Annotated in this window: 24 protein-coding genes and 1 pseudogene; 9 read left to right on the top strand and 16 right to left on the bottom strand. The window is 67.9% G+C overall.

All coding sequences use genetic code 11. The annotated features are described in order from the left end of the window. The 7 genes and pseudogenes from ACFXHE_RS35010 to ACFXHE_RS34980 all read right to left on the bottom strand — a co-directional run. Positions 1 to 851: pseudogene (locus ACFXHE_RS35010) on the bottom strand (Fe-S oxidoreductase); the annotation flags it as partial. A gap of 199 nt (positions 852 to 1,050) precedes the next feature. Then, entirely contained in the window at positions 1,051 to 2,166 is a 1,116-nt protein-coding gene (gene fni, locus ACFXHE_RS35005; RefSeq protein WP_379388934.1) for a type 2 isopentenyl-diphosphate Delta-isomerase, read from the bottom strand. Continuing rightward, positions 2,163 to 3,275 (bottom strand): phosphomevalonate kinase, encoded by a 1,113-nt coding sequence (locus ACFXHE_RS35000; protein WP_379388933.1) that lies wholly within the window; start codon positions 3,273 to 3,275, stop codon positions 2,163 to 2,165. The genes fni and ACFXHE_RS35000 overlap by 4 nt, the downstream gene beginning before the upstream one ends. Next, on the bottom strand, positions 3,272 to 4,273 hold the full coding sequence (gene mvaD / locus ACFXHE_RS34995; protein ID WP_379388932.1) for a diphosphomevalonate decarboxylase: 1,002 nt from the start codon (positions 4,271 to 4,273) through the stop codon (positions 3,272 to 3,274). The genes ACFXHE_RS35000 and mvaD overlap by 4 nt, the downstream gene beginning before the upstream one ends. Further along, the gene (mvk, locus tag ACFXHE_RS34990) at positions 4,270 to 5,235 is read right to left on the bottom strand and encodes a mevalonate kinase (protein ID WP_379388931.1); all 966 of its coding nucleotides are present in this window, start codon (positions 5,233 to 5,235) and stop codon (positions 4,270 to 4,272) included. The genes mvaD and mvk overlap by 4 nt, the downstream gene beginning before the upstream one ends. Positions 5,236 to 5,237: 2 nt before the next feature. Then, positions 5,238 to 6,419: a hydroxymethylglutaryl-CoA synthase gene (locus tag ACFXHE_RS34985; RefSeq protein ID WP_379388947.1), complete on the bottom strand. Its 1,182-nt coding sequence runs from the start codon at positions 6,417 to 6,419 to the stop codon at positions 5,238 to 5,240. A gap of 4 nt (positions 6,420 to 6,423) precedes the next feature. Next, the gene (locus ACFXHE_RS34980; RefSeq protein ID WP_379388930.1) at positions 6,424 to 7,494 is read right to left on the bottom strand and encodes a hydroxymethylglutaryl-CoA reductase; all 1,071 of its coding nucleotides are present in this window, start codon (positions 7,492 to 7,494) and stop codon (positions 6,424 to 6,426) included. Between the two features lie 517 nt (positions 7,495 to 8,011). Between ACFXHE_RS34980 and ACFXHE_RS34975 the strand changes: the two genes are divergently transcribed. From ACFXHE_RS34975 to ACFXHE_RS34955, 5 genes are all read left to right on the top strand, one after another. Next, entirely contained in the window at positions 8,012 to 8,890 is an 879-nt protein-coding gene (locus ACFXHE_RS34975; protein ID WP_379388929.1) for a hypothetical protein, read from the top strand. Further along, entirely contained in the window at positions 8,833 to 9,492 is a 660-nt protein-coding gene (locus ACFXHE_RS34970; protein WP_379388928.1) for a cysteine hydrolase, read from the top strand. Before ACFXHE_RS34975 ends, ACFXHE_RS34970 begins: the two co-directional genes overlap by 58 nt. Then, the gene (hypE, locus tag ACFXHE_RS34965; protein WP_379388927.1) at positions 9,489 to 10,505 is read left to right on the top strand and encodes a hydrogenase expression/formation protein HypE; all 1,017 of its coding nucleotides are present in this window, start codon (positions 9,489 to 9,491) and stop codon (positions 10,503 to 10,505) included. The genes ACFXHE_RS34970 and hypE overlap by 4 nt, the downstream gene beginning before the upstream one ends. Before the next feature lie 9 nt (positions 10,506 to 10,514). Further along, positions 10,515 to 12,836: a carbamoyltransferase HypF gene (gene hypF / locus ACFXHE_RS34960; RefSeq protein WP_379388926.1), complete on the top strand. Its 2,322-nt coding sequence runs from the start codon at positions 10,515 to 10,517 to the stop codon at positions 12,834 to 12,836. Positions 12,837 to 12,918: 82 nt separating this feature from the next. Beyond that, complete coding sequence (locus tag ACFXHE_RS34955) at positions 12,919 to 13,407, top strand: nucleotidyltransferase domain-containing protein (RefSeq protein ID WP_379388925.1); 489 nt, start codon at positions 12,919 to 12,921, stop codon at positions 13,405 to 13,407. A 6-nt stretch (positions 13,408 to 13,413) separates the two neighbouring features. Here ACFXHE_RS34955 and ACFXHE_RS34950 read toward each other — a convergent pair whose 3' ends face one another. Then, positions 13,414 to 13,935: a hypothetical protein gene (locus ACFXHE_RS34950; protein WP_379388924.1), complete on the bottom strand. Its 522-nt coding sequence runs from the start codon at positions 13,933 to 13,935 to the stop codon at positions 13,414 to 13,416. 7 nt (positions 13,936 to 13,942) lie between these two features. Further along, entirely contained in the window at positions 13,943 to 14,806 is an 864-nt protein-coding gene (locus ACFXHE_RS34945; protein ID WP_379388923.1) for a helix-turn-helix domain-containing protein, read from the bottom strand. 201 nt (positions 14,807 to 15,007) lie between these two features. Between ACFXHE_RS34945 and ACFXHE_RS34940 the strand changes: the two genes are divergently transcribed. The 3 genes from ACFXHE_RS34940 to ACFXHE_RS34930 all read left to right on the top strand — a co-directional run bounded on the left by ACFXHE_RS34940 (position 15,008) and on the right by ACFXHE_RS34930 (position 16,861). Further along, on the top strand, positions 15,008 to 15,859 hold the full coding sequence (locus ACFXHE_RS34940; RefSeq protein WP_379388922.1) for an alpha/beta fold hydrolase: 852 nt from the start codon (positions 15,008 to 15,010) through the stop codon (positions 15,857 to 15,859). Between the two features lie 103 nt (positions 15,860 to 15,962). Further along, positions 15,963 to 16,280 carry a hypothetical protein gene (locus ACFXHE_RS34935; protein ID WP_379388921.1) on the top strand — a complete coding sequence of 106 codons (318 nt, stop codon included), beginning with the start codon at positions 15,963 to 15,965 and terminating at the stop codon, positions 16,278 to 16,280. Beyond that, a complete protein-coding gene (locus ACFXHE_RS34930) occupies positions 16,280 to 16,861 on the top strand; it encodes a carboxymuconolactone decarboxylase family protein (RefSeq protein ID WP_379388920.1) in 582 nt (193 codons plus the stop codon). The genes ACFXHE_RS34935 and ACFXHE_RS34930 overlap by 1 nt, the downstream gene beginning before the upstream one ends. 263 nt (positions 16,862 to 17,124) lie before the next feature. Here the strand turns inward: ACFXHE_RS34930 and ACFXHE_RS34925 are convergent, their stop codons facing one another. The 3 genes from ACFXHE_RS34925 to bioB all read right to left on the bottom strand — a co-directional run bounded on the left by ACFXHE_RS34925 (position 17,125) and on the right by bioB (position 19,195). Continuing rightward, complete coding sequence (locus ACFXHE_RS34925; protein WP_379388919.1) at positions 17,125 to 17,841, bottom strand: DUF2567 domain-containing protein; 717 nt, start codon at positions 17,839 to 17,841, stop codon at positions 17,125 to 17,127. Further along, the gene (locus ACFXHE_RS34920; RefSeq protein WP_354843205.1) at positions 17,841 to 18,056 is read right to left on the bottom strand and encodes a hypothetical protein; all 216 of its coding nucleotides are present in this window, start codon (positions 18,054 to 18,056) and stop codon (positions 17,841 to 17,843) included. The genes ACFXHE_RS34925 and ACFXHE_RS34920 overlap by 1 nt, the downstream gene beginning before the upstream one ends. A gap of 101 nt (positions 18,057 to 18,157) precedes the next feature. Beyond that, positions 18,158 to 19,195 carry a biotin synthase BioB gene (gene bioB, locus ACFXHE_RS34915; protein WP_354842846.1) on the bottom strand — a complete coding sequence of 346 codons (1,038 nt, stop codon included), beginning with the start codon at positions 19,193 to 19,195 and terminating at the stop codon, positions 18,158 to 18,160. 111 nt (positions 19,196 to 19,306) lie between these two features. Here bioB and ACFXHE_RS34910 point away from each other — a divergent pair, with 111 nt between their 5' ends. Further along, a complete protein-coding gene (locus tag ACFXHE_RS34910; protein ID WP_379388918.1) occupies positions 19,307 to 19,891 on the top strand; it encodes a TetR/AcrR family transcriptional regulator C-terminal domain-containing protein in 585 nt (194 codons plus the stop codon). Positions 19,892 to 19,936: 45 nt separating this feature from the next. On the opposite strand, the gene ACFXHE_RS34905 is transcribed toward ACFXHE_RS34910, so the two are convergent. From ACFXHE_RS34905 to ACFXHE_RS34890, 4 genes are all read right to left on the bottom strand, one after another. Further along, a complete protein-coding gene (locus tag ACFXHE_RS34905) occupies positions 19,937 to 21,085 on the bottom strand; it encodes an alpha/beta fold hydrolase (RefSeq protein WP_379388917.1) in 1,149 nt (382 codons plus the stop codon). Positions 21,086 to 21,247: 162 nt separating this feature from the next. Then, on the bottom strand, positions 21,248 to 21,715 hold the full coding sequence (locus ACFXHE_RS34900) for an SRPBCC domain-containing protein (protein ID WP_379388916.1): 468 nt from the start codon (positions 21,713 to 21,715) through the stop codon (positions 21,248 to 21,250). A 30-nt stretch (positions 21,716 to 21,745) separates the two neighbouring features. Further along, positions 21,746 to 23,143, bottom strand: a complete 1,398-nt coding sequence (locus ACFXHE_RS34895; RefSeq protein WP_379388915.1) for a sensor histidine kinase — start codon at positions 23,141 to 23,143, stop codon at positions 21,746 to 21,748. Continuing rightward, entirely contained in the window at positions 23,140 to 23,799 is a 660-nt protein-coding gene (locus ACFXHE_RS34890; RefSeq protein ID WP_379388914.1) for a response regulator transcription factor, read from the bottom strand. The genes ACFXHE_RS34895 and ACFXHE_RS34890 overlap by 4 nt, the downstream gene beginning before the upstream one ends. Between the last annotated feature and the right edge of the window lie 18 nt (positions 23,800 to 23,817).

Raw genomic sequence — 23,817 nt, 5'->3', positions numbered from 1 at the left:
AACCTACCCACACCGAAGGTGTCATTGTCCGGATCCGCGGTCTCCATCTCGATCGGCTTACCGTTCGACATCATCGGCTTCGCCGCACCAAGGGCCACGCCGCCATCGGCCTCACGCTTGAAATAGATATTGAAGAACGCGGCGAACCGGTGCCACGCCACACCCCAGTCGATATTGCGGCTGACCACCACGACCCACACCAGCGCCGTCATCAGCTTGCAGAACGCGAAGACCGAGACCGCCGCAGCGCTCGCGGGCAGCAGCTTGGCGATATTCATGCTGACGAAGTCGCTGGCGGCATGGTGCTCACCGGTGTAGGCCTGCACCAGTGCCTTCACACCGACCATGCTGATGCCCTCGGCGAGCACGATGAGCTCGACGAAGTAGGCCGCCAGGAAGTTGGAGCCGGAGAACCGCGAGAGCCGTGCGGGCCGCCGCGGGTGGTTGGCCTGCCGAATGATGATGAGCGCCAACGCACCGACGATGGTGCCCAGGCCCAACAGCTCGTCGAGCAGGTGGTAGACGAGGGTGTCACCGATCCACGGCCACGTGAAGGTGGGGCTGAAGATCTGCCCCTGCGCCTGGAAGACGGTGACGAACCCGAGCAGGAAGCCGACCATGACCAGCCAGTGCGCCCAGCCGACAGTCCGGAACTTCACCATGCGGGTGTGCGCCGCGAATTCCTTGATCAGGGTGGCGATTCGGGGCAGGAACGGCCCGAACCGGTCCGGTGCCGGCTGCCCCAGCCGGATGGTGCGCACGATATTGCGCACCGCCAAGACGAACCCGGCCCACGCGGGCACACCGACCAGTATGGAGATGATGCCCAGCGTTATTTGCAGGGGGCTCATGCAGTGGCCTTTCATTCACGAAGCGACGCTGTGTCGCTCGGCGCTCGTCGCATCATAACTTGCGCTAAGTTACCCACGGGTAACTTAGCGCTATCCATGTTACCCGCGGGTAGGGTATCAGCATTCTCGGCGAATCGAGGCGCCCCACGCACGCCGGATGTGGTGTGCCGCAAATTCATTCGATGCGACCGCGCTCATCTCAGCGGAACCGGCTCGTCGGCACGATGGGGCGCAGCGGATTCCGGGAGCGCCGGGCATAGGCGGCCGGGTCGATGCCGCGCAGTCGGCAGATCTCGGCGAGCCCGCCGGTCAGCAGCAGGTCGGCATCCGCCAGCGCGCGCACGGTTTCCGCGCCGAGCACCACCATGAGCTGCCGGATCTGCGTGATCCACGCGGTGATCGCCGTGATCAGCGCATCGACGCCCTCGGACTCGAGGATCGTCAGGAAGTGCCCGGATACCCCCACCGCGCGGGCGCCGAGCGCCAGGGCGCGAACGACATCGAGCGGAGTGCGCACCCCGCCGGAGGCGAGCAGCGCGACCCCGTTCGTCAAAGCCGCCTCGGCTCCGTCGACCAGGCAGGCCGGGGTGGACAGGCCCCAGTCGGCGAGCAGGTCGAAGTCGGCTCCTCGGCGCCGGGCATTCTCGATCAGCGCGAAATTCGTTCCGCCATTGCCGGATACGTCGACGATCCGCACGCCGAGCTCGGCCAGCCGCGTGACCGTGTCGGCGCTGATCCCGAACCCGACCTCCTTCACGATCACCGGTATGCCCAGCGTCTCGGTGAGGCGAGCGATATGGCGCGGCCAGGCCGAGAAGTCCCGATCGCCCTCCGGCATCACGATCTCCTGGATCGCATTGACGTGCACCTGCAGTGCGTCGGCACCCAACAGCTCCACCGCACGCATCGCCATCTCCGGTGTGGCATTGGCGTTGACGTTGGCGATGACATAGCCGTCCGGATTCTCGCCGCGCAGCACGCGGTAGGTCTCGGCCACCGAACCGTCTGCCAGGTACGCGCTCATCGAACCCGACGCGATCGCCAAACCGGTCTCCCGTGCGGCGATGGCCAGCCCACGGTTCACCTCGCCGGTGCGGGCGCTGCCGCCGGTCATCGCGTTGATGTACAGCGGCACCGGCCACGTCGTGCCGCCCACCTCGGTGGCGAGCGAGACGGCGTGCTCCGCGGTGCCCCGCAGGGCGTGGTGGACGAAGGCGACCTCATCGAACGGAGGCGGACGATGCCCGGCCATCGATTCGCGATGCTGCGCGACGGCCAGGCGGACATGATCGTCCTTGCGGCTGGCATAGCTCATCTGATGCTCTCTTTCCTCTCGGGTACCCGGAGATTCAGCGGTTCGATGCCGGCGGCTCGCCAGCGCTGCCGCAGGGTCGGCGCGCGGGCGGGATCGATCAGGGCGATTCCGCAGTCGCCGCCGCCCGCGCCGGAGCTCTTCGCCGCGGCACCGAGTTCCTCGGCCAGAGAGCGCAATCGAGACAGTTCGGGACTCTCGATGGCGGTGCCGGATACCGCGGCCAGCTCACGGAGCAAGCGACCGGCGGTGCTCAGCGCGAGCTCGGCAGCTCGATCGTCGCCGGAGCGGCACGCCGTCGCGAACTGCTCGACGCACTGATCGCTGGCGGTGACGAACCGCCGATAGGCCGAACCATGGTGCCGGACGGCCCGTTTCATGGCCGCTACCAGTACGCTCGAATCCGCCGGTCGCCCAACCCATCCCACTTCCAGCGACAGCGCGCGAGGGGGCGGCAGCGACCGTACCGTCAGGTGTTCCCACGGCCGCCGGATCAGCGCCCCGAGTTCGGTGTCCGGCCGCGCCAGCGCCGCGGTCAGGGCCGCGCGATCCGGAGTCCGGTAGTACATCCAGCCGCCATGCGCCGAGGCCGCGACATCACCTCCGGAGCAGTGCGGATCCACCGAGAACACCGACAGCAGAGCCAGTTTCGTCTCGGTGTCGGGATCCAGCGGCAACCCGTAGGCCCGGGCGACAGCCCGTACCACCGCGACGGTCACCGCTCCGGAGGACCCCAGCCCGTATTTGCGTCCGGTGGCGGAATCATCCAGCTGGGAGTCGATTTCGAGGGTGAAGCCCATCGGCTGCCGACCCGATCCGGCCGCGTAACGGTCGACGATGGCCAGGGCCGCCAGCACATGGGACAGCCCGGCCGCATCGGCTGACTTCGCCGAGACCTGCTCGAAACCCGTTTCCCGGCAGACGAATTCGACGCGACGCCTGGGGGCGCGGCTGGTCGTGACCGTCCGGAGAGCAGGACCGACCGAGCTCACCGGGGTAAGGCGCACGCGCACGTAGCGATCGATGCCGACCAGCACCGCGGCGCTGCCCGGCTCCAGGACCGCGTATTCGCCGACGATGTACAGCTTGCCCGGAACGGCAACGGTGATCATCGTTCTCCGCTGTCGGAGAGGACGGCACCGGGCCCGGCGGTGGTGACCACGATCCGCTCCACTCCCCCGGCCACCTCGGCGACGGCCGCCGCGACGACAGCGCTGTCGCGGGAATCGCACAGCACCTTCACATTCGGACCGGCGTCCATCGTGGCCCAGGCGCCGATGCCCGCGGCACGCAACTCCAGCACCAGGTCCAGCACGCGCAGGGTGCCGGGTGCGAAATACCGTACGGCCGGTCGAGCGCCAAGCATGGTGGCATGCATACCGAGGGCGTTGGCCTCGGCGATCTCCCCGACGGTGCCCAGATCGCCCTCGCGCAGCGCCGCCCGCATGCGGTCCAGGTCCCGGGCCGACTCCGCCACCCACGGCGGATAGAACGGCGACGTGGCCATGGTCCGCCGCATGGCTTCCCTACTGGGAACCGCCTTTTCGCGGGTATCGACCAGGGCCACCACCAGCGCCGGGTCCAGCAGCGGCGCGTCGATCGGCTCGGCGAAGCTGCTCAGGTCACCGGCCGCGCCGGCACCCACGCCACGCCACCACACCGCGAAGCCACCGAAGACCGAGCGCGCCGCACTGCCGGACCCGCGGCGCGCCAGCCGGGACAGCGCGGCTCGATCCAGATCCAGTCCGTAGGCGGTTGCGGCGGCCAGCGCCAGTGCGGCGAAACCCGCTGCCGAGGAGGCCAATCCGGCTCCGGTCGGCACCGTGTTCACGGTGTCCACCACCGCGTACCGCCGGTCGCCGGACCGCTCGCGCACCAGCTCGAGAAACCGCGAGACCGGCGCGGCGAACGCCTCGGGCGCCGGGGCTCCGGCGAAGGTCACCCGGTCGGCGGTCGGGTCCGGCCCCACCGTGACCCTGGTCGTGGTCGGGAATTCCCGCAGGGTCAGCGACAGGCTGGTGGTCATGGGCAGGTGCAGGACCTCGTCCCGCTTGCCCCAGTACTTGATCAGGGCGATATTCGGATGCGCGATCGCCGCAACGGAATTCATACTTCCACCGGATTCAACGGAACCTCGAGACAGCGCTGGGCACCCGCCGCGAGCAGCGCCGCGCGGACGGCGGGGGCGTCGGTGGTCAGTGCGATGACGCAGCCCCCGAGTCCGCCGCCGGAGAGTTTGGCGCCCAGAGCTCCCCCGGCCAGCGCGGCGGCCACCAGCTCGTCGACGGCCGGGCAGCTGACGCCCAATCGCACCAGAATCCGCTGTGCGCCGGTCATGGCATCGCCCAGCTCGGCGAACCGCCCGAGCCGCAGATCCTCGGCGGCACCGTGGGTGAGCTGCCCGGCCCGCTCGAGCAGATCCTCACCTGCCGCGCCGAGGGCCTGCAGTCGCCGGCGCACGGTCGCCACCGCCTCTCGGGTGCTGCCCGCCACACCGGTGTCGCCGACCACCAGGACCGCTCGATCCGCGCTGTCCGCCACCGGAAGTGGCCGCGTCATCCCGTGCTGGAACCAGAGCGGCCCGGCCGAGCCGATCACCGTGCGCGCGTCGACACCGCTGGCGTTCCCGTGCGCCAGCGCCTCCGATTCCTGAATCAGCGTGAAAAGTGTTTCGTCGGAAAGCTTTCGATCCCACAGATCGGCGACCGCCCTGATGATGGCCGCCGATATCGCCGCGCTCGAACCCAGACCCCGCTCGCTGGGGATATCGCTGTCGATGGTGATGGCCAGGCCGTCATCGGGAACCCGGAGATGGTGGCAGACCGCCGCTACCGCCAGCCGCGACACCGCGGGATCGCCCGGCCCCGCAGTCCGTCCCCGACCTGCCGCGTTCGTCGACTCCACGGTGGCCGGGCCCCTGGATCGGCGCGCGGTGGCGGTCACCCCCACGAGCGGCACCGGCAGCGAGATCGCCGGGCGACCGTAGAGCACCACATGCTCACCGAGCAGGATCAGTTTGGCGACGGCCCGGCCATGACCGAGGGTGGGATCGGCCGACCGTTCAGCACCCATCCTCATGCCTGAATCAGGTGACATGCCTCGTACATTCGCGAATGCTCGGCAACGGCCCGCAAACGGAATGGTCCGGCCCCGTCGACCGCCAATACCGTCGACGAACCGTCCTCGGGCAACTCGAAATCCCTTATCTCACGATATCTTTCGTAGGAGATCGGCTCCCGTCGTGCGATGGCGGACTGGTTGGCCGAAGTTCGCAGTCGCCGCCGATATCTCGGCACCATCGACAATCCGAAAAACTCCGCGACACAACCCGATCCGTAGCTCAGCATTCCGACGGAGCGCCCGCTGAGGTCCTCGGCGTGGTCGAGCAACGACATGAGGCCCACGTACAGCGAGGCCGTATAGCTGTTGCCGACAAGGCGATTGTAGATAGTGGTGTGTGCGAGGTCCGCGTCCAGCCGCGCGTTATCGGTGTCGATACCGTGGATTTCCAGCAACCGCGCGTGCGCCTTGTAGGCCATTCTGGTGAACGGCTGGTGATAGCAGAACGCCGCGAAATCCTGGATCGACCGGCCGCCGCGGGCTTCGTAGTCCTTCCAAACCTGTTCCACCGCTTCGAGATACAGCGAGACCGACAGCTTGCCGTCCACCATCGGTGTCGAGCGGTAGTTGGGCCGCCAGAAGTCCTGCACATTGGCGGTGTGCAGACCCGACACGGGCTCGAGGACCGCGACAGCCGGGTCCGCTGACACCAGCATGGCGACGGCGGCCGCGCCCTGCGTGGCCTCACCGGCGGAACCGAGATCGTATTTCGCGATATCGCTGGCGAGCACCAATACCTTGTGGCCGGGGTCGCGGTGCACGAGTCCGGCCGCGAAGTGCAGCGCCGACGTGCCCCCGTAACACGCTTGCTTCAATTCCACCGCCCGCGTCGAGGACGGTAATCCCAGCAGGTCCTGCACATAGATCGCAGCCGCTTTGGACTGGTCGATCCCGGTTTCGGTGGCGAGCAGGACGGTGCGGATATCCCCGGCATCGTGCTCGGCCAGGATCTGCTTCGCCGCGGCGGCGGCCATGGTGACGATGTCCTCGTCCGTCGCCGGGACGGTCTGCGTACTCTGCCCCAGGCCGATGGTGTACTTGCCGGGGTCGACACCGTGCCGCTCCGCCAACTCCTCGAGGTCCAGCGCGTAATGCCCGGTCGCCAACGCGATATCGTGAATTCCAATAGGAAACACCACGTCAATTCTCTCTATCCGATGGTGGGCGTTCGAAATTCAGATGCGTCCGCATCAGTTCACCGGCGTTCGTCTGGGCTGCCAGCAGCGACAGCTCGCCGCACAGCACCGCCGCCGCTGTCACCACGGCGAGCCGGCGGGCATTCTCCCCAGCCGCCCGGTCCGCACCGCAGCCCAACCTGGCGAGATTCGCCGCGGCGAAATCCAGTCCCTTTCCGTTTCCGACCGTTCCGACAATGATGTTCGGCAGCGTGCACGAGAAATAGAGATCACCATCGCGGTCCTCGGCGTGCGTGATGCCCTGCGAGCCCTCGACGATATTGGCCGCGTCCTGGCCGGTGGCCAGGTAGATCGCCAGCAACATGTTCGCGTAATGCGCGTTCGCGGAACGGATTCCGCCCGCCAGACTCGTTCCGATCAGGTTCTTGCGGACATTGAGAGCCGCTACCCGCCGCGCGGTCGTGTGCAGATCGTTCGCCACCACGGCACGCGGGATCAGCAGTTCGGTCACCACATTCTTGCCGCGGCCGAGAATGCCGTTCACCGCGGACGCCTTCTTGTCCGTGCAGAAGTTCCCCGACACGGATTCGTAACGCAGACCGGGGAATACGCGCACCAGGTACGCGAGGAGGGCATCGGCGGCCAGGGTCGCCATATTGTGGCCGGAAGCGTCGCCGGTAGCGAATTCGAACCGCACGAACAGCAGATTTCCGGCGATCTGGTGCCGGACATCCAGGAGTTCGGCATAGCGGCTGCAGTCGGCGACGATCCGGCGCATCTCCCCCATGGAATCCCCGAGCCGGCGGACCGCCGCCAGTGCCGTACCGGCGTCGTCGGCCTCGAGCAGGACCGACCGGGTCATCCGCTCGTCGACGAGCGTGCACACGACGCCGCGGTCGCAACGCCTGGTGACCTTGGCGCCGCGCGCCACCGACGGCCACAGCGGTGACTCGTAGGTGGCCAGCGGGACCTCGATCGGTTCGTCCACCACATTGCCAGTGATCTTGATCGGGCCCACCCAGCGCAACGGGACGACCGCCGCGTCCTTTTCACGCTCGGTACCGGTCATGGACATCGAATCTCCCCGAGCATATTTGTGTGATTGCGATTTACATATACGGAAACCGAAGTCGGCCACGGTATTACCGCACATGTCGATCTTCGGGACAAGGGCCGATCGCGCGCCGTCGATCCCACCGAGTGACGTATCCGACTGTGAGCGGGCACAGTGCACCCAACCACACCCCGCGAGGCCGTCTGCCCTGCGGCGATGGCTCGAATCATGCTGTGCAACTGCGGCTTTCACGCGGTTGCACACCCCGGGGAGGGGCGGACGACCTGTGGATCGACACACTCTCACGGCACCTGGGACGGTGGGCGATCACAACAACCATGCCGACCGGTCGAGTCCTCTTGCCGGAAGGATGAGCCTGCGGTAATTTTCGAATTCTGACCCTGTAAGACCAAGGGGCACTACATATTTGGAGCACTCCTCGAAATTGAACCGCGTCAGAACAACCTTAGAGATTGCATCGCTGGTTACTATCGGCTCCCCGAGATCCGAGGGTGAGGATCATTCGCACATCGAAAGGTTGGTCGAGGCCGAGTGGCCTTTGCCGCCCATTCTCGTTCATCGGCCCACAATGCGGGTCATCGATGGATTTCACCGCACATTCGCCGCGCGACTGAAGGGATTCACACATATTGATGCATATCTGGTGGACGGTTCCGAGGAACTCGCATTCATCGTCGGGGTACGCGAAAACACGACCCACGGCCTGCCGCTGTCCCTGAGCGATCGGCGCGCTGCCGCGGAACGCATCATGCGGACGCATCCACACTGGTCGGATCGTTCGATCGCGACCACCGCGGGCCTGTCCGCGAAGACCGTGGCAGCGATCCGCGGCCGGATCGACGACGATTCGCGATCGAGCCATCGCCTGGGAAGTGATGGCCGCCTACGACCCGTCGACACCAAATCGGCCCGGCGCACCGCCGCCGAGCTGATCCTGGCCCGCCCGGACGCGTCCCTGCGCAGCATCGCTCAAGAAGTCGGCTTGTCCCCGTCCACCGTTCGCGATGTACGCGCCCGGCTCGAACGCGGGGAGGATCCGCTCGTTCATTCGAACGAAAACAGAACTCCCCGTACCCCACCGGAGTCGGAGAGCAAACTTTCCGACACCCCCGATCGGCCGACACCCCCTTCGCCTCCCGAGAAGCCGGCGGATCTCGGCGCCCTGCTGGCCCTGCTGGCCCGGGACCCGGCGCTGCGCATGAGCGCCAGCGGCCGCGACCTCCTGCGCTGGATGCATCAGCACGCGGTGAAGAGCACCGATATCGAGAAAATAGCCGACGCCATGCTCCCGCATACCCGGGACCACATCATCGAATTCGCGTATCAATGCGCGGTCAATTGGTCGAATATCGCCCAGGATCTGCAAAATCGCTCGGGCGCGACGCAGAACAACTAATTACTGGAGTAGTCGACATGTCAAAGATTGCAGTCCTCACGAGCGGCTTGCAGTACGATATCGTCGGAAAGAATCCGGAACGCCGGGCGGCGATCGCCGCGGCGACCGCACATGTGGCGGGATTCTTGTCCGATCTGCGGAAACGCGGCTATCCCGTCTTTCACCTGCAGCTCATCAACGAACCCGACGATCCCCTCGCCGAGCGGTACGACGGCCGCGTCCCCGCGCTGCGCGGCACGGCGGGCGCCGAGGTGATCCGGGACTTCCTCGAGCCGGACGATATCGTTCAGGAGCGAAGCAAGGACAGCGGATTCTACGAGACCGATCTGCACGAGCGGCTCCAGGCAATCGGGGTCGAGACCCTGATTCTCATCGGTCTGCAAACCCAGATCTGCATTCAGACGACGGCGGCCGACGCATTCTTCCGCGGATACATTGTCGGCGTGCCGAGCGACTGCGTATTCTCCGCCGTCGAAGCCGACCGGCAGCGCGCACTCGAATGGCTCGAGGGCTACTGCGCCACGGTCGCCGATTCCGAGGAGATTCTGCGGACGATCGATGAGAACGGCGGTCTCCCCCGGAAGGAGACCAAGACACCGTGACTCTCGCAACCCAGCAGATCCAACTCGACCACGGCACCGGCGCGACACTGTCCGGCGAACTCGTGGCATTCATCGCGGAGACCTTGGGCGACGTCTATGTGGGCGAGATGGAGGACAGTGCCGTCCTCGCGGTGGAGGGCAGCCGTATCGCGATGACCACGGACAGCTTCGTGGTCGACCCGCTGTTCTTCGGCAATGGCGACATCGGAAAGATCGCGGTGTGCGGGACCGTCAATGATCTGGCGGTCTCGGGAGCGGCTCCGCGGTATCTGACGCTCGGAATGATCCTCGAGACGGGACTGCCGTTCGACCGCCTGTCCCGGGTGCTGACCTCGATCAGGGACACTGCTCGCGAAGCCGGCGTGCAGATCGTGTGCGGCGATACGAAGGTCGTGCGCGCCGGGGAAGCGGATCAGTTGTACCTCAACACAAGTGGGGTCGGTTTCTTCGCCCGGGAGCCGCTGCGGATGGACGCCGTGCGCCCCGGGGATGCGGTCATCCTGTCCGGTCCCCTCGGTAATCACACCGTGCATCTGCTGTCGATCAGGGAGGGTCTCGGCTTCGAAAGCCGGGTCCTCAGCGATTGCGCACCCCTCAACACCATGATCGACGGCGTGTTCGCCGCGGTGCCGGCCGGATCGATTCGCTCGATGCGCGATGTCACCCGCGGCGGACTCGCGGCGGTGCTGCACGAGTACGCGGGCAAGTTGGACAAGACAATCCGGATCGAGGCTCCGGCATTGCCCATTCAGCACGAGACCGCGATGGCGGCGGACATGCTGGGGATCAATCCACTGCACTGTGCCAACGAGGGCTGCGTGGCGATCTTCATCGATCCCGAGGCGACCGATCAGGTGCTCGCCGCGCTCCACGCGCACGAGTACGGCCGGCACGCCGTGGCGATCGGCGAAGTGACCGCCCTCGATGGCGCGGCGGTCGTTCTCCGGGATTCCGCCGGCCGCGAATCCACACTGCAACCTCTCCGCGGCGCCGAGCTGCCCCGGCTGTGTTGAACCGATGTCATGACCGAATTTGCGACCTGGAAAATCAGGGTTACCGGCGTTGTTCAGGGCGTGGGCTATCGCCCGTTCGTCTACAAGCTCGCCCGTGAGCGGGACTTGGCCGGATGGGTTCGCAACGATCCCGAGGGCGTGCTCATCGAGGCGAGCGGCCACGAGTCCGTGCTGCGACGCTTCAGCGAGGAATTGGCGAGCAAGGCTCCGGAGTTGGCCCGCGTCGATGGGGTGGTAGCCCTCAGCAGATCGGTGGGGCGGTCGGCGGCCACCGATTTCGAGATCGTGCACAGTGCGCACAGCGGAGCGAAAGTCGCTCTAGTGCCCGCGGATACGCATGTGTGTGCCGACTGTCTGGCCGAGTTGCGCGATCCGGCCGATCGCCGTTACCGGTACCCGTTCATCAACTGCACGAACTGCGGTCCACGATATTCGATCATTCGCGCACTTCCGTACGACCGATCGCAGACCACGATGCGCTCGTTCACCATGTGCGAGAGGTGCGACCGGGAGTATCGGGATCCGATGAGCCGGCGCTTTCACGCACAGCCCAATGCCTGTGCGGACTGCGGACCTCGTCTGTTCCTCGCCGACCGGCAGGGAGCGGTTCTCGAAGGCGAGGACGCATTGCGCCGGTGCGCACGGGAATTGACGGCGGGGCGGGTTGCGGCCGTCAAGAGTGTCGGGGGCTTCCACCTCGCCGTGGATGCGCGCCGCGCCGAGTCGGTGGCCTTGCTCCGCGGGCGCAAACGCCGGGATTCGAAACCCTTCGCCGTCATGGTTCGGGATCTGGCCACCGCCCATCGGATCGTGGAACTGTCCGCGGCGGAGGAAGCACTGCTGCGGTCGCCCGCGCGGCCGATCCTGTTGGCGCGCAAGCGTTCCGGCGCGCTCCCGGAAGGCGTCGCCCCGAGGAATCCGAATCTGGGCCTGATGCTGCCCTCGGCACCGCATCATCACCTGCTGCTGGACGAATCCGGCCTGGACGCGGTGATCATGACGAGTGGAAACATCTCGGGCTATCCGATAGTCCATCGCAACGAGGATGCGCTCCAGCAGCTTTTCGAGATCGCCGATGTGATCCTCTACCACGACCGTGAAATCGAGATCAGGGTCGACGATTCCGTGGTCCGGTTGTCCGCCCACCCCGAGTTGGACGGGCCCCTGATGACGTTCCTGCGCAGAGGACGCGGGTATGCGCCGTATCCGGTGGACGTCGGCCGTCCGCTGGCTCCGCTGGTCGCCTATGGCGCCGAACTCAAGACGACGGTGGCCCTCTCCGCTGGCTCCCGGGTCTTCCTCAGCCAGCACATCGGCGACCTGAAGAACGACGAAACCTTTGCCGCTCATCGCAAGACGGCGGCACACCTGGCGTCGCTCTATGATCTGGAGCCCGCGGCGGGTGTCTACGACATGCACCCGCAGTTCCGCTCCAGCAGTGTGCACGAGGGCATCGGCGAACCGGGCGATCCCGTGTTCGTCCAGCATCATCACGCTCATATGGCCGCGTGCATGGCGGAGAATCGGCTCACCGGACCGGCCATCGGTGTGGTGTTCGACGGAGCCGGCTACGGCACCGACGGCACCATCTGGGGCGGGGAATTCCTGGTGGGCGGCTTCGAAAGATTCGAGCGGGCAACGCATTTGCGGCGTTTGGCGCTGATCGGCGGTGACCGAGCGGTGCACGAACCGATTCGAACCGGGGTATCGGTCGCCCTGGACGCATTCGGCGATATCGACACGGCCGTCAAGGCGTTCCCGGCGATCGGCCGGCTCGAGCCGGATCGCCGGCACGTGTATTCGACGATGCGAGCGCAGGGAATCAATTCGCCCGAGGTATCGAGCATGGGCCGGCTCTTCGACGGAGTCGCCGCCCTCCTGGATATCTGCTGCTACGCCGAGTACGAGGCCCAGGGCCCGATCGAGTTGGAGGGCCTGCTCGAGCGCGACCTCGCCATGGCCGACGGATACGAGTTCGACTACACCACAACCGAAGTCGACTTCGGACCGGTGATCCGCGCGATCGCCGCGGACCTCGCCGCCGGCCTACCGCTCCCGCAGATCAGCCGTCGGTTCCATTCCGGCGTGGTCACCATGGTCCGACGGCAATGCCGCGAGATCTCCCGTGCCACCGGCATCCGGCAGGTCGTCCTCTCCGGCGGCGTATTCCTCAACGAATTCCTCCTGGTCAACTCCCTCACGATCCTCGAGCGCGACGGATTCGACGTTCACAGCCACCGCCACGTCCCCCCGAACGACGGAGGCATAGCCCTCGGCCAGCTGCTTGTCGCGGACCGCCGGCGCACCCTCGGGAACGGACGGGTCGGGTGAAGGCCGGCGCGTCGGTGGTGGACTCGCGCCGGCCGCGCTGATCGCCGCCCTGCACCGACCGCGCTGCCCTACGCTGACCGGCATGGAAGCAGCCGACGTCCTCGACCTGTACCGGGCCTGCGCCCGGGCCGGCATCACCATCTGGATCGACGGCGGCTGGTGCGTGGACGCGCTACTGGGCGAGCAGACCCGCCCGCACAGCGACCTGGATATCGCGGTGCGCCGCGGCCGGGCCGACCGAGTGCGCGAAATCCTCACGGGGATGGGCTATCTCGCCGATCGCGGGCCGGACCACACGGCGTGGAACTACGTCATGTCCAAGGGCCCGGACACCTCGGTCGACATTCACGTGTTCGACCACGACGCCGACGGTCGTGTCACCTACGGCATCGAATATCCCGCCGATTCCCTGACGGGCACCGGCACCATCGACGGCGAAAAGGTCGACTGCATCTCCGCCCCATGGATGTTCACCTTCAAAACCGCCTACCCGCCCGCCCCCGAAGACCGCGCCGATGTCCAGGCCCTCGCCGCCAAATTCGGCTTCGCCATCCCCGACTCGCACCGATAGCCGGAACTACCAGCGGACCATGGGCATCGGGCGCGTCGGATGGGTCAGCGCATAGCGAGCGGCTTGCCGGGCCAGGAATGCGTGGAAGCCGACATAGGGCAACTGTGCGACAACAGCTTTCACCTCGGCCCTGGTCACCGGTCGATGAAGCAGCCCGTGTGTCACATCGATGCGGTCGGCGATGCGGAAGGTCTCGGCCAACCGATCGTCGACGCCGCGAAGCCGATGATGCTCGAGCACCATCCGACGTGCAGCCTCGATATCGTCGATCCCGAATTCAGCAGCATGACGGCCCACCAGATCCGCCGACGCATCCAAATAGTCCCAGCTTCCCACCGTCCAGATCCCCAGATCGTGCACCGCCCACGCCAGCGCCGCACTATCCGGCACCGCCTCCCCCAGCAACAACTGCTGATAGTTCAGACAGCGCAGCACATGATTCCGGTATACCGGCAAGGAATCACCGATCTCCCGCCGATGCCGATCGAGCACGGCATCCACGATCGGATGAGAATCCCGGATCTGCATCCCATGATCATCTCGCACCGACCCACGATTCGGTGGGCATGCTCGCCAACCCAGCGGTCGGCCAGGCGATGTCGTCGACGGCGAGCCAGGAGGTTACGGCGACGGCGGTGGGGGTGATGCCGGAGAAGGCGACTATGTCGCGGTGGAGGTGGGATTGGTCGGCGTAGCCGGATTCGGCGGCGACGCGGGCCGGGTCGGTGCCGGCGGCCAGGCGGTGGACGGCGTGGTCGAAGCGGATCAGGGTGGCGGCACGTTTGGGGGGCAGGCCGAGTTGGGTCTGGAATCGGGACCACAGGCGTTTGCGGGTCCAGCCGAGTTCGTCGGCGAGGGCGTCGACCCGGACCAGGCCGTGACCGGAGCGGATGCGGCGCCAGGCCCAGACCACCTCCGGGTCGGCCGATGGCGCGTCCGCGTAGCGGCGGGCGAGCAGGGCCTCGATCAGTGCGAAACGTTGGTCCCACGACGGGGTTTCGGCCAGTTGTTCGCGGATCAGCGCGGACTCGCGACCCCACAGGGCGTCCAAAGGCACCAGGGCGTCGGACAATTCGGCGAGGGAGAGGCCCAGGAGCGGACCCGCGATCAGAGGAGACAGGCGCACCTGCACGCATTCGATCTGCGCACCGCGCACGCGCCGGGTGCCGGTACCGAGCCCGCCGACCAGGCTGCCCCCGCACCGGCCCGCGGCGTCGTCGACGGTGACCGAGCCGGGGCCGAACTCCAGCAGCAGCGTGATGTCGGGATGCGGCAGCGCCAGCTGATCAACAGGATTCACCCCAAGATCGCGGAACCCGGCCATGCGGATACCGGGGAGCCGGCCGGGCCGCGAGGGGCAGACGACATCCCAGACAGGTTCGGGTGCGGTGACGCGCACACCTTCATGGTGGAGGCCGGGGAACATTTGTTCAAGCCGGGAGGTTGCGGCGACGGCGAGAGTGAGTGCGTGAATTCTTCAGCTGTACTCACTGACCATTCGCAGGCAGCGCAGGCCCGGCGCCGCGCCCGGAAACGCGGCCCGCGCCACCCGATAGCCGCGGCTGTCGCCGGCGCGATGCTCGTGCTAGGCAGCGCAGCGGTGACGGCACCGCAGAGCGCCGCGGCCACCGGCGATTCGACACTGACCGTCGACGGCCAGGACATCCATGTCAGCCAGGACGGTCCCGCCGGTGATCCGGCCCTGGTACTGATCCACGGCCTCGGCGCCTCCGCCCACTGGTGGGACCGGCTGACTCCACTGCTGTCCGGCTATCACGTCATTCGCGTCGACCTGCTCGGCCACGGCGGATCCGCCAAACCCGTCGGTGACGAGTATTCGATTCCGCAGCAAGGACATCGGGTCGCCGGTGTGCTGGACCAGCTCGGCATCCGGCACGCGCTCGTCGTCGGCCACTCCACCGGCGGCGCGGTCGCCACCTCGGTCGCCGAACAACGCCCCGACCTGGTGACCGGCCTGGCCCTGATCGACGCCGGCCCCGCCATGAGCGACGACACCTCCGAAAGCCCGGCCTCCCAACTGCTCACCACCCCCGGCGTCGGCGACCTCCTCTGGCAGGTTCGCACCGACGACCTCCTGCGTCAGGCCCTGCACAGCGCCTTCGCCACCGACACCTACCCGATACCCCAGCAGTTCGTCGACGACCTGCGCGGCATGACCTACCACGCTCTCATCGCGACCACCGCGGCCAGCACCGACTACATCACCCGGCGCACCCTCCCGGACCGCCTCACCGACCTCGGCAAACCCCTCCTGGTGATCTTCGGTGACCAGGACCGCCGGTGGCGCCCCGACACCGCCACGGACGAATACCGCAGCGTCCCCGGTGCGACGGTGACCACCATCCCCGACGCAGGACACTCACCCTTCGTCGAAAACCCCGCGCGCACCGCCGCAATCCTGTTGCCCTTCACCAGGATTCACACCTCGTGAGCGGCGCCGAACCCGTCACGAGAGGAGCACGCGGCGCCGGGATCGAGCGCGGGCCTATGGTGGTCACAAGGAAAGGCAGGTAGCTGAGCCGACGGAGGCGGTCGTGGCAACCCAGGACAGGAAGCGAGCAGCACACCGCGCCCTGGTGGACCGGGTGCTGAACGGGACGGGCACGGCGCCGGAAGACCTGCGCGCCCGCGCCTTTCACAATGCCGATCTTCCGCCCCCGTTGCGCGAGCTCATCGACAAGGTCGCCACCAGGCCGACGCAGACCGCCGACGCGGACTTCGCCGCCGCCGAGACCGCGGGCTACAGCCAGGATCAGCTCTTCGAGCTGGTTGTCTGCGCGGCGGTCGGCCAGTCGGCCCGGCTGTACGAGGCCGGGCTCGCCGCCCTGGCAGCCGCAGAGGAGGACGCCTGATGCGCCCCGACGTTCTCAATGCCGGCTACCGCCCGGCGACCAAGCTCCTGTTCGGCCTCATCAGACTGTTCTCCCGCCAGCCCGTGCCCGATGCCGCCAAGCTGGTCTTCTACCGCCCCGACTTCTATGGCGCCCAGGCGAAAACCTTCACGCACGAGGCCATGCGCGGCCCCTCGGCCTGGTCGGTCGCCGACCGGGAACTGATGGCCGCCTATATCTCCAAGGTCAACGAATGCGACTTCTGCATCGGCGCGCACACCGCCACCGCCGCCCAGGCCTACGCGGATGACGACCGTGTCCGATCGGTGCTGGCCGATGTGGATTCGGCGCCGATCGAGGATGGTCTGCGGGCAACCCTTCGGATGCTCGGCACACTCACGCGCGAGGGCGCGGTGACCAGCGCGGACATGCGCAACGTGCTGTCGGCCGGCGTCACATCGCAACAGATCGAGGACGCCCTGGCGGTCTGCGCGGCATTCAATACGACCAACCGTCTCGCCGATGCCTTCGACTTCGCACTCCTCACCCCGGCGGCCTTCCAAGCGGGTGCCGAGTACCTGCTCAAACGTGGATACCGCTAGACGATCACCGGTCCTGGGAACGATCGCGGTGTTTGGCGGTGCGCTTGTAGCGGCGGCCGCTCGGGATCGGTTGGGACGCATTGGATCTGCGGAGTTCGTGACGCTGACGCCACGCGGTGAGGTCGGGGCGTTCCGCCGGTGCCGAGCCGGCACGATCGGCAGGTGCGGGCTTCATGGGGTCCCCCTGGGTGATTCGGATCCGTGGACGCGAACACGGTAGGGGGTACAACGCCCGCGCTCCAGCGAATATTGCCGGAGCCCGGTCAGCGGGTGGCGCCGGAATCCGGCAGCGAACCGGGAGCGTCGAAGGGCACCACGGGTTCTCGCACGCCCATGGCCTGCTGCGGGCCGCCGGGGTACGGACCGTAGGTGATGGCGGAACCGTACTGGGGCCCGGCGAGCACGGCCGGATCTGGGCGGCTGCCGCCGAACGGGAGGAATTGGCCGCTACCGAGATCGTCGGAGGTGCTGAGGGCGGTCAGCAGGAGCGCCACCACGGCCGCGGCCAGCGGCTGGGCGATCAGCGCGGCCCAACCCTCCACGGCGGGAGCGAAATCCACGATGGTGTGGAGGGCGGGATGTCGAGGGCGGGTGTGCAACTGCTCGGCGACGGCCTCCCCCACCACCTTCATCAGGAAGGCGCCGCCCAGCGAGCCGAGCAGAATGCCCGACAGCAGCACGGGCCCCCGCGCCCGGCGCCAGCGCCAGGCCGCGGCCGTGCCGAGGACACCGAGCACGATGCCGATCAGCACGAAAATGGCGAGGGCATCGAAACGATGCACGCTCTCGCCGGTGAGGGCGGTGCCGCGGTCGGGTTCGACCACCAGCAGCTGCTCGGCGGGAGCGAGGAACGCCCACACCACCCCGGCCAGGGCGCTCACCGCGACGAGGACGGTGCACACCACCGCCGCCGCGCGCACTTCCCGCATCAGTACGTCGACGCGTAGTCCGCCCGGCTCGGCGGTGAGTGTGGTTGCCACTAGCGGTGTTCCAGGCTCGTGGAGTCGAGAACACCGTGGCGGGAGCATTTCGCCCACCAGCCGTCGGGGCTGACTTGCACGATCATGCGGCGGCCGCACTGTTCGCAGAAGCGCGGGGGCTCGAGGCCCAGAGCGGCGGCCGCGGGAACCGGATCATCCAGACCCGGCACGATCCGCTTACCCGTGAAAGGGTTGTAGCGCTCCTCGATGTCCACGATCACCTCGATGGATCCTTCGTGTCTCAATAGCAGTGCACGGTAATGCGGGCCGGAGAGACCGTACCGCCACGGTACCGGTTTTCCATAGCCCGCTCGTCTCAGAGGGTTTCGTTGAGCGCCTTGATCGGCATCTTGAGCTCGCCGAGCAGATCGATGTCGGCCTCGGCGGGACGGCCCAGGGTGGTCAGGTAGTTGCCGACGATGACCGCGTTGATGCCACCGAGGATGCCCTGCTTGGCGCCCAGGTCGCCGAGGGTGATCTCACGGCCGCCCGCGAAACGCAGGATGGTGCGCGGGAGGGCCAGGCGGAAGGCCGCGACGGCGCGCAGGGCGTCGGCCGCGGGCAGCACCTCGAGGTCACCGAAGGGAGTGCCCGGGCGCGGGTTGAGGAAGTTCAGCGGAACCTCGTCGGGCTCCAGTTCGGCCAGCTGCGCGGCGAATTCGGCGCGCTGCTCAAGGGATTCACCCATGCCGAGGATGCCGCCGGAGCAGACCTCCATGCCCGCCTCGCGCACCATGCGCAGGGTGTCCCAGCGCTCGTCGTAGGTGTGGGTGGTGACCACGTTCGGGAAGTGCGAGCGCGCGGTCTCGAGGTTGTGGTTGTAGCGGTGCACGCCCATGGCGGCCAGCTGATCCACCTGCTCCTGGTTGAGCATGCCGAGCGAGCAGGCGACCTGGATGTCGACCTCGTTGCGAATGGCCTCGACGCCCGCGGCGACCTGCGCCATCAGCCGCTCGTCCGGACCGCGTACCGCGGCCACGATGCAGAACTCGGTGGCGCCGGTCTTGGCGGTCTGCTTGGCGGCCTCCACCAGCGACGGGATGTCCAGCCACGCCGCGCGCACCGGGGACTGGAAAAGTCCGGACTGCGAACAGAAGTGGCAGTCCTCCGGGCAGCCGCCGGTCTTGAGCGAGATGATGCCCTCGACCTCGACCTCGGGCCCGCACCACTTCATGCGCACGTCGTGCGCCAGGCCGAGCAGCTCCTCGAGCCGGTCGTCGCCGAGGCGCAGCACCTCGAGGGTCTGGTCCTGGGTCAGGCCGACGCCGCGCTCGAGCACCTGCTCGCGGGCGATGGCGAGAATGTCATCGCCTGCTGTGGTCACAGCATCGGTGGTGACGGCTGCCTGAGTCATGTCCGCGCGAATCCCTTCGTCCGACCGGTGTGGCCGAGCAACTTGAACGGTGTTCAGGGTAGGCTAGCAGTCCGGAACGTGAGCCGGAACACGAGAGGGTCGGGTTTTTCAGTGCAACTCCATCGCACGGACGTGGTCGACGGGGCCATCGCCATTCTCGACCAGTACGGTCTGGCGGATCTGACCATGCGCCGGCTGGCCGGCTCGCTGCACGTCCAGCCCGGTGCGCTGTACTGGCACTTCCCCAACAAGCAGGCGCTGCTCGGTGCGATCGCCGACCGGATTCTCGCGCCCATGGACGAACCGGTCCGGGCCGACGAATGGTCCAAGCAGATGACCGAATTGGCGCACCGGCTGCGCGAATGCCTGCTGGCCTATCGCGACGGCGCCGAATTGGTCTCGGCCACATACGCTTCCCGCCTCACCACCAGCAAGGGCCGGGAACGCCTGGCCAGCGCCGCGATTCGCGCGGGCATGACGCGCGAGGAAGCCGAGCTCGCCGCCTACACGCTGCTGTACTACGTGCTCGGCCAGACAGTGGACGAGCAGTCGCGCATCCAGATGGATTCCGCGGGCGCGCTGACCGAGGAGAACTCGCCGCTCTACGACATGCCCGACGCCACCGCCCGTTTCGACTTCGGCCTGCAGCTTTTCGTCAGCGGCGTCCGCCACCTGCTGGGCAGCCGTATCCGCTGATTCGCCCGGCCGCTGACGACGCGGTGCGCTGATTCGCCGATCGGGTCAGCGCCCGGCCGAGACCACCGCCGCCTCGTCGGCCTGCACCTGCCGCACGAACGGCACCACCTGCTGCTCGATGACCGTGTTGTACTCCTGGGGCCGTTCGATCGGGTTGGCGTGCCCGGTGGTTCGCGTGGTCACCACCAGCAGCGTCCCGTTCACGCCGCCCACCTGGTCGATCAGCACCTTGTGCGAGTACTCCACATCCACGATCGGATCGTCGTACGGGTTGTGCGGCCGGATGAACACGATGGCCGGACGGGGTTTGCCCGCAGCGGGTTTGGACAGCGCCCGCAGATCGTCGACCGCGCCGCCGGCCACGATGGCCTTGAACTGGGCCTCGATCAGGCCGTTGCTGGCGGCATCGGTGTTCAGGATCTTGTCGCGCAGAACGTTCCTCACCGCTGCGCGGAACTCGTCGCCACGGATCACATAGCGTCCGCCGACGAAACTCTCATGGCGCGCATACGTTTCCACGATCAGCCGCAGCAGCCGGCTCTCCCGCGCACCGGGCACCCAGCCCATCCAGCGCAGCATTTCCTCGCCCTGGTCGCGGCTCTCGGGGCGGACCGCGTTCAGATCCACCGGCGTGCAGTCCAGGATCACCGCCCGCACCCGCTTCCTGCTGTCCTGGTGCAGGTGCTTGGCGATCTCCAGCGCGATGACCCCGCCCATGCTGTGCCCGGTCAGCACCACGTTCGGCACCTTGGCCGCGTCGGTGACCTTCACGATCAGATCCGAGATGACCTTGGTGTCGATACCGGCATTGTCGTAGCGCACCGCCCACACCGATCCCAGCCGCCGCAGCGACGGCAGCGCCCGGGCGGTGTCACCGGCGTCGAGGACACCCAACCCGACCAGATCGAAGACGGCGGTATCGCCGGCCTGCGCATCCGACGGGCCCGCGATGGGCAGCACGGCGGGTTCGGTGCGCGCCAGCCGAGCCTGCTCCGGCAGCACGTCCAGGCCCATGTATTCGGCGAAGGCGCCCAGCGCCACCAGCGGCACCAGGCTCAGCCGCAAGAACAGCAGCCGGGTCCGCCGCCAGCGGACCCAGCCGACGCCCGAGCGGGTCGCGCGCCGGCGCGCGCGACGCCGCCGGTCGTCGTAGTCGGCGACGCCGGACGGATTCGGAAAACCCGGCAGCGCCATACCAATCAACTGTACGAATTTCCGGCTGGTCATCCAGGCTTGTTCTGCCGGCCATCTCCTGGTAGCGCACAGGTCATCTCGGCGGGCAGCGCTCATCGCCGCGCAATGCCGAGGAATCGACGGCGACTTCGCGGCCGGTGCCAGTGGATTTCGCGGGCGGTGTCAGTCCTCGGCGGCCTGCTCGGCATGCTCGGCGAGTTTGGCCAGGGCCGCGCGGAAGCCGATCTCGTTCTCGTCGGGCGACAGACCCGGCGGCAGGTTCTCGTGGTACGCGGTCACGCGGGTCCCGCCCGGGACGTCGTCGAGGGTGTAGGTCACCGTCATCTCGCCACGCAGATCCGGGTCGTCCGTTTCGAATTCGAGGGTCTGCACCACCTCGCGATCGGGCACCACCCGGGCGAACACACCGTGGAACGTGTCGGTGTGCGGGGCCGTCTTCCCCGCCCGGGTGTGCAGGTCGTAGGTCAGCGAGATCCGGATCCGCCCGCCGACGCGGGGATCGAACTCATGGATGCGACTGGTCATGCCGTCGGGAACCATCCAGGTGCGCACCGAATGCGCATCCAGGAGCGCCCGGAAGACATTCGGACGCGGGGCACCGACGAACTTCTCGACTCGAGTGGAAGGCACCGCGCCACCCTACGCCCGATGTGATGAAGATCACGACAACTCCGCCGAGCTGCCCGGCACGTCCTCGGGCGCGACCGGCAGCGCGAGCGTGGCCAGGGTGCCGCCGCCCGGCGCCGGAGCCAGGGTCACCGAACCGGAATGGACGGTCGCCACCCATCGCACCAGTGACAGGCCGATGCCGTGATGCCCGCGCGGCCCGACCGCGCCACGCCGGAAGGGGTCGGTGAGCGCTGGATCCAGGCCGGGCCCGTGATCGCGCACCAGCACCTGCCCCGCCGCCACCCGCACCTCCACGGGCGTGCCGCCGTGCACCAGGGCATTGTCGATGAGATTGCGGACCGCCAGGGCCAGCAGATCCGGATCCGCCCGCACCGCAGTGGGTTCCGCGGTGAGGGTGACGTCGCCGCCGCATTCCGCGACCACGCCCTCCACCAGCTGGTCCAGGTGCAGGCGCTGCCGATCCAGTTCGCCCACACCGGTTTCGGCGCGGGTACGCGCCAGCAGCCCGGCCACCATGCGGCCCATGCGGTCGGTGAGCGCGCGGGCGTCGGTGACCGCGCGCCGGGTGTCGGCCGGATCACGCAGCGCCGCATCCAGATAGAGCCGCAAAGTGGCCAGGGGCGTGCGTAATTCGTGCGAGGCCTCGGACAGGAAGCGCTCCTGCTGGTCGAGCATGCGTACCGCCGGGCGCATGCTCACCCCGGACAGCAGGTGCCCGGCCAGGGCGGCCAGCGCCACCAGGGTCAGCCCGCCGCCCCACAGGGCCACGACCAGGCTGCGGTGGTCGCTCTCCCCCGGCGCCGGGTCGCCGCCCGCGAAAACGACGGCGCCGACGGTGGAGTCGTTGTCCCAGGCCGGGGCCGCCGCCAGCCGTACCGGATTGCCGTCGCGGTCGACGCGGCTGTGCCACTGGGTGTCCTCGGCATCGGCGGCCCGCTGCGCGAGTCCGGTCAGGTCCGCAGGCAGTCCGGATCGCCTGTGCACGAACAGTTCCTGCCAGCCGCCGTTCTGGTCGCGGACCAGAATCGCGACGGCGCTGGGGCCGCTGGCCAGATCGTCGTCGCCGCGCACGGTCTCCAGATCGATGCCGCCGTCCTCGTTCCAGTACACCTCGCGCGCCAACCCGGTCACCACCCGGTCGACGCCCGCATCCAGGGCCTTCTCCCGCGAATGCCCATCGATGGAGGCCGCGAGGGACGCGAGCACAACCAGGCAGACGGCGGTCAGCGCGGTGAACAGCCCGGTCAGCAGCCACCGCGTGCGCCGCAGCCGGCCCGGCGTGGTCGGTTGCGACGTGGGCCTGCTTCGCCGCCGGCGGGCGAGCCGGCCGCGCGAATCGTGGTCGGCCGCACCAGGATCGGCGTTCGCCGGTCGCGCGCCCGCGTCACCGGGGCGGCTGTGGGCCGTCGTGCGCCGCCGGAACTTCACGGCGTGATGGTGAAACCGGCGCCGCGGACGGTTTCGATGAGGGGCGGGGCGCCCAGCTTGCGGCGCAGCTGGGCTACCACGACGTCGACCACGTTCGACGCGGGTTCCGCCATTTCGTCCCAGCAGCATTCGATGAGTTCGGCGCGGGTCACGACGGTTCCAGCGCGGACCGCGAGGAGCTCCAGGACACCGAACTCCTTGGGAGTCAAGGTGAGCAGTGTGCCCGCGCGGTGGACGCGGCGGCGCGGCCGGTCCACCACGAGGGTGCCGACAACCGTGCGGGTGGGTGCGGGCAGCTCCCGGCGGCGGCACAGCGCGCCCACGCGGGCGGCCAGTTCATCCATGGCGAACGGCTTCACGACGTAGTCGTCGGCGCCGTGAGCGAAGCCGTCGAGCCGGTCGGCGAGGGCGTCGCGGGCGGTGAGCATGACGACCGGGGTGCGCTGCCCGGAGTCCCGATGGGCACGCACCAGGTCGAGGCCGTCGCCGTCGGGCAGGCCGCGGTCGACGACCAGGCAGTCGTAGGCGTTGACGGCGATCTTCAGGTCGGCGTCGGTGCAATCGCGGGCCAGGTCCACCGCGAAACCGGCCGCGCGCAGCCCGGCCGCGACCTCGTCGCCCAGATTCCAGTCGTCCTCACACACGAGTACCCGCACCTGCGCAATTACAGCATC

Origin of the sequence: Nocardia sp. NPDC059229 (assembly GCF_042754165.1) — a bacterium.
Classification (GTDB): domain Bacteria; phylum Actinomycetota; class Actinomycetes; order Mycobacteriales; family Mycobacteriaceae; genus Nocardia.
Note: the sequence above shows the minus strand (reverse complement) of the source record. Positions and strands in the feature narration are given on the sequence as shown.